Source organism: Pseudomonas sp. BIOMIG1BAC, from assembly GCF_001705995.2.
Classification (GTDB): Bacteria; Pseudomonadota; Gammaproteobacteria; order Pseudomonadales; family Pseudomonadaceae; genus Aquipseudomonas; species Aquipseudomonas sessilinigenes.
Map to the genome: position 1 here is coordinate 5,176,272 of NZ_CP049045.1, position 10,529 is coordinate 5,186,800.

Here is a 10,529-nt window from a genome sequence, read left to right on the forward strand (position 1 = left end):
TCGCCATGACCTCAACCCCCGGCAACAAGCTCTACATCTCGGATGTGACCCTGCGTGACGGCATGCACGCCATCCGCCACCAGTACAGCCTGGATCAGGTCCAGGCCATCGCCCGGGCCCTGGATGCCGCTCGGGTCGACAGCATCGAGGTGGCCCACGGCGATGGCCTGCAGGGCTCCAGCTTCAACTACGGTTTCGGCGCCCATACCGACCTGGAATGGATCGAAGCCGCCGCCGACGTCCTGCATCACGCCCGCATCGCCACCCTGCTGCTGCCCGGCATCGGCACCGTGCATGACCTCAAGGCGGCCTATCGCGCCGGTGCCCGGGTGGTGCGGGTGGCCACCCATTGCACCGAGGCCGATGTCTCGCGCCAGCACATCGAATGTGCCCGGGAACTGGGCATGGACACCGTGGGCTTCCTGATGATGAGCCACATGACCAGCCCGGAGAACCTCGCGCTCCAAGCCCGGAAAATGGAAAGCTACGGCGCCACCTGCATCTACGTGGTGGACTCCGGCGGTGCCATGAACATGCAGGACATCCGCCTGCGCTTTCGCGCCCTCAAGGCCACGCTCAAGCCGGACACCGCCACCGGCATGCACGCCCACCACAACCTCGGCCTGGGCGTGGCCAACTCCCTGGTGGCCGTGGAGGAAGGCTGCCAGCGCATCGACGCCAGCCTCGCCGGCATGGGGGCCGGGGCGGGCAATGCGCCGCTGGAGGTGTTCATTGCCGCCGCCGACAAGCTGGGCTGGAACCATGGCACCGACCTGTATCGCCTGATGGACGCCGCCGATGACCTGGTACGGCCGCTGCAGGATCGTCCGGTGCGGGTCGATCGCGAAACCCTGGCCCTGGGCTACGCCGGGGTCTATTCCAGCTTCCTGCGCCACGCCGAAGTGGCCGCCCGCAAATACCAGCTCAAAACCGTCGACATCCTGGTGGAGCTCGGCCGCCGCCGCATGGTCGGCGGCCAGGAAGACATGATCGTCGACGTTGCCCTCGACCTGCTCGCTGCTCGGGAGTCCCGCCCATGAGCCTTGATCTAGAACCCATCGCCCACGCCCTCGACCAGGCCGCGCGCACTGCCCGCCCGCTGCCCCAGTTCAGCCAGCACACGCCATTCGACCTGGCGCAGGCCTATGACATCCAGCGCGCCTCCATGGCCCGCCGCTACGCCGACGGTGAACGCACGATCGGCCTCAAGCTCGGATTCACCAGCCGGGCCAAGATGGCCCAGATGGGGGTCGACAGCCTGATCTGGGGCTGGCTCACCGATGCGATGCTGGAAGAGGATGGCGGCACCTTGGGCCTCGATCGCTATATCCATCCGCGAGCCGAGCCGGAATTGTGCTTCCTGACCCGTCGCGTCATCGACCGACCCCTGACCCAGCTCGAAGCCGTGGACTATCTGGAGGCCGTGGCCCCGGCCATCGAGATCATCGACTCCAGGTACGAAGCGTTCAGGTTCAGCCTGGAAGACGTGATCGCGGACAACTGCTCATCGGCCGGGCTGGTGGTGGGCCCCTGGTCCCGGGATTTCTCGACCCTGGCCAATGCCGGGGTGCTGATGCGCCTGGACGGCGCGCTGGTGGAGGCCGGCTCCACCGCGGCGATTCTCGGGCATCCGCTGCGTAGCGTGGTGCAAGCCTCGCTCCTGCTGGCCCAGGCGGGTATCAGCCTGCCCGCCGGTAGCCTGATCATGGCGGGCGCCGCCACTGCCGCCGTGGCCTTGTCCCCTGGAGCCCATATCCAGGTGGAGATCGCCGGTTATGGCGAATGCGCCTTCAGTTGCAGCGGCCATTCCCGGGGAGAGCGCCCATGACCAGCAAACGCGCCACCCTGGTACCCGGCAAGGCCCAGCCCCGGGGACGTTTTCCCCATATCAAGCGCGCCGGCGACCTGTTGTTCGTTTCCGGCACCAGTTCGCGACGTCCGGACAACAGCTTCGAAGGCGTCGAGGTGGATGCCCTGGGCACCACCGCACTGGACATTCGCGCCCAGACCCGGGCCGTGATCGAGAACATCCGCGACATTCTCGCCAGCGAGAACGCCGGCCTGCAGGACCTGGTGGAAATCAGCGCATTCCTGGTGGACATGAACGACTTCGGTCCCTACAACCAGGTCTATGCGCAGTACTTCGACGAGCAGGGCCCGACCCGCACCACCGTGGCCGTGCACCAATTGCCGCATCCGCACCTGCGCATCGAAATCAAGGCGGTGGCCTATGCCCCGCTCAATCGCCGAGAACAATAACAATGGACAAACATCACTACAGCGCCCCGCTTAACTTCAACCGCTGGCTCGATGAACACGCGCACTTGCTACAGCCACCGGTGGGCAATCGCCAGATCTGGCAAGACGCCGACTTCATGGTCACGGTGGTGGGTGGCCCGAACCAGCGTACCGATTTCCACGACGACCCCATGGAAGAGTTCTTCTACCAGTTCAAGGGCAACGCCTACCTGAACATCTGGGATCGCGGCCGCTACGAGCGCATCGATCTGCGCGAAGGCGACCTCTACCTGATGGCACCCCACGTCATCCACTCCCCCCAGCGCCCGGAGCCCGGCAGCCTGTGCCTGGTGGTGGAGCGCCAACGGCCAGCGGGAATGCTCGATGCGCTGCAATGGTCCTGCGCTCACTGCGGCACATTGATCCAGCGCCACGAGCTGCAGTTGCGGAGCATCGTCGACGACCTGCCGCCCCTCTACGAAACCTTCTACGCCAGCAGTGACCAGCAACGTCGCTGTACCGGCTGCGGCGAAATCCATCCGGGCCGCGACTGGCAAACCTGGCACCGAACGCTCAAGACAGTGACCTGCCCATGAAAATCGACATGCATTCGCACTTCTTCCCCGCCATCACCCAGGACGAGGCCGCGCACCTGGACCCACTACGCGCGCCCTGGCTGCACAAGGATGGCGCCAAGGGCCAGATCATGGTCGGCGACAAGCCCTTTCGCCCGGTGCATGACGTGCTCTGGGACCCGGCCCGGCGTATCGAGCACCTGGATGAACAAGGCCTGGACATCCAGATCATGTGCGCCACGCCGGTGATGTTCGGCTACGACGCACCGATCGAACGGGCCCTGCCCTGGGCCCAGCGCATGAACGACCGGGCCATGCAGATGACCGTCGGCCATGAGTCGCGGCTCAAGGTCCTGGCCCAGGTGCCGCTACAGGACCTGGAGGCGGCCTGCGCCGAAGCCAGCCGGGCACGGGCCATCGGTCACGTCGGCGTACAGATCGGCAACCACGTGGGCAATCACGACCTGGATCAGGAGCACCTGGTGTCTTTCCTCGATCACTGCGGGCGCAACGACATTCCGGTGCTGGTCCATCCCTGGGACATGATGGGCGGCGAGCGCATGCGCAAATGGATGCTGCCATGGCTGGTGGCGATGCCCGCGGAGACCCAGCTGGGCATCCTCTCGCTGATTCTCTCCGGAGCCTTCGAACGCCTGCCTGAGTCCCTGCGTATCTGCTTTGCCCATGGCGGTGGCGGTTTCGCCTTTCTCCTGGGACGGGTGGACAACGCCTGGCGCCATCGCGACATCGTCCGCCAAGACTGTCCGCAGTTACCGTCGAGCTACGTCAAGCGCTTCTTCGTTGACTCTGCGGTATTCGACCCCGGCGCCCTGCAATTGCTGGTGGAGGTCATGGGCAGCGAGCGGGTGATGCTCGGCTCCGACTCGCCCTTCCCCCTCGGCGAACAGCAGATCGGCAGCGGCGTGGCGCACCACCCGACCCTGGCCGAAGCCGACAAGTCGCGGATTCTCGGCGGCAATGCCCAGGCGTTCTTCAACCTGCACTGACTCCGCGCCCCTCTCATTCCCGGCAGAACCTGCGCTACCCAGGAAGCCGGCACCAGCAGCCCTTCAACAGTGGCCCAGGGAACCTACCAGGGCCAAGGGGCTGGCCATGGTCGAAAACCGGGTTGGCCGCAAGCCGGAGCCTGTCGTGGTGAGAGGGCTGCCTTAAAAAAATGCCCAAAAGCCCCATCCGGCGGTTCCCAGAGTCCGGGTTGGCGAGTGCTGCGCCCAGAACACCAACAATAAGGAGCCACCATGCACCAGCGTACGCAAAACCCTTGCGAGATCATCGATCGCAGCCCGGTTTCTGCCCTGCAGATACGGGTGTTGCTGTTGTGTTTCCTGATCCTTGTGATGGATGGTTTCGACACCGCAGCCATCGGCTATATCGCCCCGGAACTGATCCGGAACTGGGGCATCGAACGGGCTCAGCTGGCCCCGGCCTTCGGCGCGGGATTGTTCGGCATGCTGTTGGGCAGCTTCTGCTTCGGGCCCCTGGCCGACCGCCTTGGGCGCAAGAGCGTGCTGCTGATCTGCGTGCTGATCTTTGCCCTGGGCACCCTGGCTTCGGCCCTGTCGCCGTCGATCGAGGTACTGGCCGGCCTGCGCTGCATCACAGGCATCGGCCTGGGCGGCGTGCTGCCCAATTGCATCACCCTGAGTTCGGAATATTCCCCGGCGCGACGCCGCATGCTGCTGGTGACCCTGAGCTATTCCGGCTTCACCCTGGGCCTAGCCCTGGGGGGTGGCGTGGCCGGGGCACTGCTGCCCACGGTGGGCTGGCAGGGCCTGCTGGTCATCGGTGGCATCGCCCCTTTGCTGTTGTGGCCCGTGTTGTATTTTGCCCTGCCGGAATCGGTGTGCTTCATGGCCAACAACCCGCGCCATGCCGTGGCCCTGCGCCGCATCGTCGAGCGGATCAGCGGTGAAACCGACTGGCAGCAGGTGCGCTTTGCCGGGGACGCTCCGGCCAGCCTAGGGCGCTCGCCATTATCGGCCCTGTTCAGCCAGGGCCAGATGACCCGCACCCTGCTGCTCTGGCTGACCTTCTTCTGCTGCCTGCTGGTGTTCTACCTGCTGACCAGCTGGCTGCCCACGGTATTGCACGCCAGCGGCTATAACACCGCCAATGCAGCCCGGATCAGCGCGATGATTCCTTTTGGCGGGGTGCTGGGCGGTATTGCCATGGCGCTGCTGATGGATCGCATCGGCGCCCTGCGCATCCTGCCCTGGCTGTGCCTGGGCGCGGCGGCGGCCCTGGCCCTGACCGGCAGTCAACTGCACGGCGCTGTCGGCACCCTGGTCATCGTCTTCCTCGCCGGTTTCAGCCTCACCGGCACCCTGAACAATCTCAGCGTGGTGGCCGCTACCCTCTACCCCACTGCCTCCCGGGCCACAGGCGTGGCCTGGGCCCTGGCGGCCGGGCGTGCGGGCTCGATTACCGGCTCGATGCTGGGGGGCTGGATCTTCAGCAATGCCGGGAGCCTGGAGCACTTCTTCCTGTGGATTGCCACTCCGGTCCTGCTGGCTGGGCTGGCGTTGGGGCTGATGAACCGCATTCGGCAAAAGCCACAAGCCGAGATCGAGCCCACGGCTTGAACCAGGCTCCAGCGGCCTCCTGGCCAGCGCCGCGATCAAGCCCGGCCAATGCTCGTAGCCTGTTTCAGCCATCGGCGCCCTGATAGCAAGATCCAGGGCTGGTGCTGCGCGCAGAAATAGCAATACTGCGCAGCAGCATCACGGTCCGAGCAGCGACAAGCCGCTCGATCAACGACTAAAAAGGGCCTGGGCCATGAGCACTAGACAAACAATCGCCGGCGACATCGTGCTGATCCCTCTCAGCGAGGGTTTCCGGCCGGCGAAGGTGCTGTACGTTTCACACCGCTAGAAGGACACGATCCTGCTGGGCCTGTATGCCAACTGCGTCAGCACCCGGCAACTGCCCGACGAACTGGCGGACACATTCGCACTAAGGCTCTACACCTCGAAGACAGCGGTACGAAAGCAGCGCTGGCACTGGGTGGGCCATGAAGCGCTGCGAGCATCGCAAACCGGACTCGACCTGAGAATCGTGGCGGGGGAGCTCTGGCAAGGTGACCAGCATCTGGGCCTGGCCTCGCCAGAGCAGCGCAAGGACCTGCCCGAGATGTTGGTCATGGGTGCCGCGCTCGTCGAGAAAAAAGCCGCGGCAATCCCCTAGGCCCTCGCTGCGGCATCGACTCCAGGAGCCGACAATGCCGCGCCCCTCGCGAGGCGACGGCAGCGGGCGTTTCAGGTGTGTCTTCAGAAGATATCGATCGGGTAGTCGGTGATCAGCCGGAACTCATCCATATTGCCCTCGCCCTGGGCCACATTCGCCCGGTGCCAGGTCTGGCGCAGGCGCAGGCTCAGGTCCTTCCAGGGGCCGCTCTGCACCACATAGCGTGCCTCGACGTTGATCTCCCGGTGCACCCCATCCTTGCCATACATCCCGGCGTAGGCGCTACCGGCCGGGGTGTGCGTGCCGTCGATCCCGGAGCCCCGCAGGTAACGGGTCATCAGGTTCAAGCCCGGCACGCCATAACTGGCCAGGGACAGGTCGTAGCGCAGTTGCCAGGAGCGTTCGTTGGGCCCGTTGAAGTCCGAGTACTGCACCGAGTTGGGCAGGTAGATCGAGGCGCCCTGATCGCGACCGTTGCGACCGTTGCGATCCAGGTCACCGACCCCCAGGTAGTCGAACGGGGTGTTGCCATCGACGTTCTGCAAGGCAAGGGTCATACGGTGAGCGCCCAGGCCATAGAACACCGCAGCGCCCAGCGTGGTGTTGTCGATGGCCCCGGCCTTGGAGCGGCCAGTGTCGAGGGTGCGATACAGGTTGAGGTCGAAGCCGGCCTGCTGCCCTTCACCCAAGTCGGTGCGGCCGTTGAGGTTGGCGTAGTACTGGTTCCAGATGTCCTGGAAGCGCGCAACGTAGAGGCTGGCACCCAGGTCCCGGGTGAACTGGTACTGGCCACCGGCGTAGTCCACCGAAGGGGTGGTGACACCGCTATAGAACGCCCACAGATCACCACTGCTGTTGGTGGTGACATGACCGGTGGCCGATGTGAAGTGCCCGGCCTGCAGCTTGAGCCGGTCCAGTTCCTGGCTATCCAGGGCAAAGCCGGTGGCGGTTTGCGGGATCAAGCGGTTGTGACCGATAGCGAACACCGGGGTATCCACCGATTGCTCGCCATAGCGCAGCACACTGTTGGAGACCTTGATCTTGAGCGCGGCACCGGCTTTGGAGTATTCGTCTGCCGGCTTGCCGTTGTCGTGGATCGGCAAATTGTAGGTGCCGGTCTTGCCGCCGGAGGCATCCAGCTTGAGTCCCAGAAAGGCAAAGGCATCCACGCCCACGCCAACGGAGCCCTGGGTGAACCCCGAACTGAAGCGACCGATAAAGCCCTGGGTCCAATCCTTGCGATCCGCGCGACCATCCTGAATGCTGCGATTGAAATAGTAGTTGCGGGCCAGCACGCTCAGGTGACTGTCCTCGATGAATCCCGACTCGGCAGCCTGGGTTGTCCAGGGCAAGCAGCCCAATAGCGGCAACAGCAATGGCGATAGAGAACGCGAGACATGGGGCATGGCAAAACCTCTGGTGATTTATTGTTTTTGTCGTGGGTGATGCAGTGCAGCCGCCCGGCTCCCTTGGTGGGCATGGAGCCACCGGAACCGAGCGATCCAGGAAGTGATGCCAGCGCGCTCGTCCAGCCGCTGCCCCTGGCCGCGTACGACTCGCAGGGCAACGGTGCTTTACGGCCTTCGCAGGTTCGCTGGCGTCTACAGGGGCAGTACCGCTCAGGGTTGTCGCAGCGGCAGCGGCTTGGGGGCTTGGGCGTCAAGGGCCCGCTTGCCGCGAAAACGCAGGTAGTAGATCGACAGGATCAGCCCCAGGAAGGGCAACCCGCAGACCAGGGTCAGGAAGAACGGTTCGGTGAACAACGTCGTGACCATCACCGCCAACATCAGCAACAGGCCACCGAGGCTGGTCCAGGGGTAGCCCCAGAGCTTGAAGGCCAGGGGTTCGCTGCCCTGCTGGCGACGGAAGCACAAGTGAGTGAGGAAGATCCCGGCCCAGGTGAACATGGCCCCGAACATCGCGATCGACATCATCAGCGTGAAGGCTTGCTCGGCATAGGCCAGGTACAACAAGGTGGCCAGGGCAATGCCCAGGGATGACAGCAACAGCGCCGCCAGTGGTACGCCATTGCGGCTCAGGCGACCAAACATCGCCGGTGCCTGGCCAGCCCGGGACAGGCTGAACATCAGCCGGGTGGTGATGTACAGCTGGCTGTTCATCGCCGACAGCGCCGCCACCAGGATCACTGCATTGATCACCCCACCGGCATAAGGGATGCCGCTGGCCGCCATGACCATGACGAAGGGGCTTTCTCCGCCGGTATTGCGCGCCCAGGGCACGATGGCCAAGACCAGGGCGATGGTCAGCAGGTAGAACACCACCAGGCGCACCACGGTAATGCGAAACGCCCGCGTCACAGCGCGTTCGGGGTCCTTGGCCTCGCCCGCCGCTACCGCGATCATTTCGATGCTCAGGTAGCTGAAGAAGGCCACGATCACTGCGACCCAGGTGCCCCAGACGCCATTGGGAAAGAAGCCCCGGTCATTGCTGTAGTTGGCCAGGCCGATACCCGACTCCATGGGCGCGTCATACACCACCCAGGCCCCCAACAGGATGAAGGCAACGATGGCGCACAGCTTGAGCAGCGAGAACAGGTACTCGATGCTGCCGAATACCTTGACGCTGAAGGCGTTGGCCAGGATCAGCGCCAGGGAGAAGCCCAGCATCCAATAGCCTCCCGGCACATCCGGATACCAGAACTTCATGTACATCGCCGCGGCGGTGATTTCCGTGCCCACGGCGAACACGATGGAAGCCCAGTAGGCGTAACGCATGGCGAAGCCGAACCAGGGCGCCACATAAAACTCGGCGAACGAACCGAAAGACCCGGAAGTCGGGTGACGCACGGTCATTTCCGCCAGGCACCCCATCAGCAACAGCGCGATCACCGCGCCGATGCCATAGCTCACCAGCACGCTGGGCCCGGCGAAACCGATGGCAAAACTGCTACCCAGGAACAGCCCGGTACCGATGGCCCCGCCAATGGCGATCATCGACAATTGGCCGCTGCTCAAGGTTTGCTTGAGGCCTTTCTCACGGTCTGCCACTTGTTTGAAGGTGTGTGTTGTTTTTGTCATGACACGCTTGCTCCAAGGCTAGGCACTGGGGTCAGGTCACCGATTTACGGGCCAGGAACTGCGGCTGGTTCCACTCGCCGCTCACGAGGATTTCCCGCAGTGCCCCCACGCACTCCCACACCTCTTGGTAACGGTTGTACAGCGGTGCAAAACCAAAACGCAGGATGTCCGGTGCACGGAAGTCACCGACGATGCCCCGGGCAATCAGGGCCTGCATGACCGGATAGGCCTGGGGGTGGCTCAGGGAGACCTGGCTGCCGCGCTGTTCGGCCTGCCTGGGCGTGCACAGCGTCACACCCAGGCCCTGCAACTGCTGGTCGCAGAGAGTGATGAACAATTCGGTCAAGGCCTCGCTCTTGGCTCGCAGTACCTGCAGGTCGACCCCATCGAACGCTTCCAGGGCCGCTTCCAGGGCCAGCACTCCCAACTGTGGCGCAGTGCCCACCAGCATCCGGTCCAGGCTCGGATGCGGTTGGTATTCATGGGTGAAGTCGAAGGGTTTGGCATGGCCATGCCAACCTGTGAGCGGCTGGCGCAAATGAGGGATATGGCGCTCGGCAACAAAGACGAAAGCCGGAGCCCCGGGTCCGCCATTGAGGTACTTGTAGCCGCAGCCTACGGCAAAGTCGGCGCCCGCCGCATTCAGGCGGACCGGCATGGCCCCGGCGGAATGACACAGGTCCCAGACCACCAGGACCCCCAACTCATGGGCACGGGCGGTAATGGCCGCCATATCGTAGCGGCGGCCGGACTTGAAGTTGACATGGGTCAGCGAGAGCACCGCCACCTCTTCACTCAGGGCCTCCATCACCTGCTCGGGATCGACGCACTGCAACTGGCACCCCGTCAATTCCGAAACCCCCTGGGCGATGTAGACATCGGTGGGGAAATTGCCGTTTTCCGCCAGGATCACCCGACGTTGCGGCTGCATGCGCAACGCGGCCACCAGCACCTTGAACAGGTTGATCGAGGTCGAGTCGGCAACGATCACTTCATGCGCCTGGGCACCGACCAGATGCGCAATGCGCGCTCCGGTGCGTTGCGGTGCCGGATACCAGTCGGCATCGTTCCAGGAGTTGATCAGCCCCTGGGCCCATTCCTCCTTGAGGACTTGCTCGATTCGCGCGGGCACATGGGCCGGCATCGCCCCCAGGGAGTTACCGTCCAGGTAGATCTTGTGTTGCGGCAGGGCAAAGCGCTGGCGACAAAAGGCCAGTGGATCGGACTCATCCAGTTGTTGGACCTGGTCCAGGCGACAGGGCGTGGAACTGCTCATGACTATCCCTCGGCATTTATTGTTGTGGCGCCTGGACGGCGACAACGGCCGCCAGGCTGCCCAGATCCTAGCCAGGGTTGTCATTACTGGATAATAGAAAAGAAGCCGCCGTGTATTCCGTAAGGTAATGGCCAACCCACTGCGACTATCCGTTCCGGGTGATGCTTTATCGAGGCATTTACGGCGGGTTATGCCATG

10 protein-coding genes are annotated in these 10,529 nt (G+C 64.1%); 7 read left to right on the forward strand and 3 right to left on the reverse strand.

The features are described from left to right. Nucleotides 1–5: 5 nt before the first annotated feature. The 7 genes from dmpG to ATY02_RS24055 all read left to right on the forward strand — a co-directional run bounded on the left by dmpG (nucleotide 6) and on the right by ATY02_RS24055 (nucleotide 6,017). Nucleotides 6–1,040 carry a 4-hydroxy-2-oxovalerate aldolase gene (gene dmpG / locus ATY02_RS24025; RefSeq protein ID WP_068578208.1) on the forward strand — a complete coding sequence of 345 codons (1,035 nt, stop codon included), beginning with the start codon at nucleotides 6–8 and terminating at the stop codon, nucleotides 1,038–1,040. Continuing rightward, complete coding sequence (locus ATY02_RS24030; RefSeq protein WP_164823711.1) at nucleotides 1,037–1,828, forward strand: 2-keto-4-pentenoate hydratase; 792 nt, start codon at nucleotides 1,037–1,039, stop codon at nucleotides 1,826–1,828. The genes dmpG and ATY02_RS24030 overlap by 4 nt, the downstream gene beginning before the upstream one ends. Continuing rightward, a complete protein-coding gene (locus tag ATY02_RS24035) occupies nucleotides 1,825–2,259 on the forward strand; it encodes a RidA family protein (protein WP_068578590.1) in 435 nt (144 codons plus the stop codon). The genes ATY02_RS24030 and ATY02_RS24035 overlap by 4 nt, the downstream gene beginning before the upstream one ends. A gap of 2 nt (nucleotides 2,260–2,261) precedes the next feature. Next, nucleotides 2,262–2,834, forward strand: a complete 573-nt coding sequence (locus tag ATY02_RS24040; RefSeq protein WP_068578592.1) for a 3-hydroxyanthranilate 3,4-dioxygenase — start codon at nucleotides 2,262–2,264, stop codon at nucleotides 2,832–2,834. Beyond that, nucleotides 2,831–3,820: an amidohydrolase family protein gene (locus tag ATY02_RS24045; RefSeq protein ID WP_068578594.1), complete on the forward strand. Its 990-nt coding sequence runs from the start codon at nucleotides 2,831–2,833 to the stop codon at nucleotides 3,818–3,820. Before ATY02_RS24040 ends, ATY02_RS24045 begins: the two co-directional genes overlap by 4 nt. Before the next feature lie 252 nt (nucleotides 3,821–4,072). Then, a complete protein-coding gene (locus ATY02_RS24050; RefSeq protein WP_068578596.1) occupies nucleotides 4,073–5,416 on the forward strand; it encodes an MFS transporter in 1,344 nt (447 codons plus the stop codon). Nucleotides 5,417–5,837: 421 nt separating this feature from the next. Continuing rightward, nucleotides 5,838–6,017: a hypothetical protein gene (locus ATY02_RS24055; protein ID WP_068578597.1), complete on the forward strand. Its 180-nt coding sequence runs from the start codon at nucleotides 5,838–5,840 to the stop codon at nucleotides 6,015–6,017. A gap of 83 nt (nucleotides 6,018–6,100) precedes the next feature. Here ATY02_RS24055 and ATY02_RS24060 read toward each other — a convergent pair whose 3' ends face one another. The 3 genes from ATY02_RS24060 to kynU all read right to left on the reverse strand — a co-directional run bounded on the left by ATY02_RS24060 (nucleotide 6,101) and on the right by kynU (nucleotide 10,331). Continuing rightward, nucleotides 6,101–7,423, reverse strand: coding sequence for an OprD family porin (locus tag ATY02_RS24060; RefSeq protein ID WP_068578599.1), 1,323 nt, complete (start codon nucleotides 7,421–7,423; stop codon nucleotides 6,101–6,103). Nucleotides 7,424–7,636: 213 nt separating this feature from the next. Beyond that, complete coding sequence (locus tag ATY02_RS24065; protein ID WP_068578601.1) at nucleotides 7,637–9,055, reverse strand: amino acid permease; 1,419 nt, start codon at nucleotides 9,053–9,055, stop codon at nucleotides 7,637–7,639. A 31-nt stretch (nucleotides 9,056–9,086) separates the two neighbouring features. Continuing rightward, nucleotides 9,087–10,331, reverse strand: coding sequence for a kynureninase (kynU, locus tag ATY02_RS24070; RefSeq protein ID WP_068578603.1), 1,245 nt, complete (start codon nucleotides 10,329–10,331; stop codon nucleotides 9,087–9,089). Nucleotides 10,332–10,529: the final 198 nt, after the last annotated feature.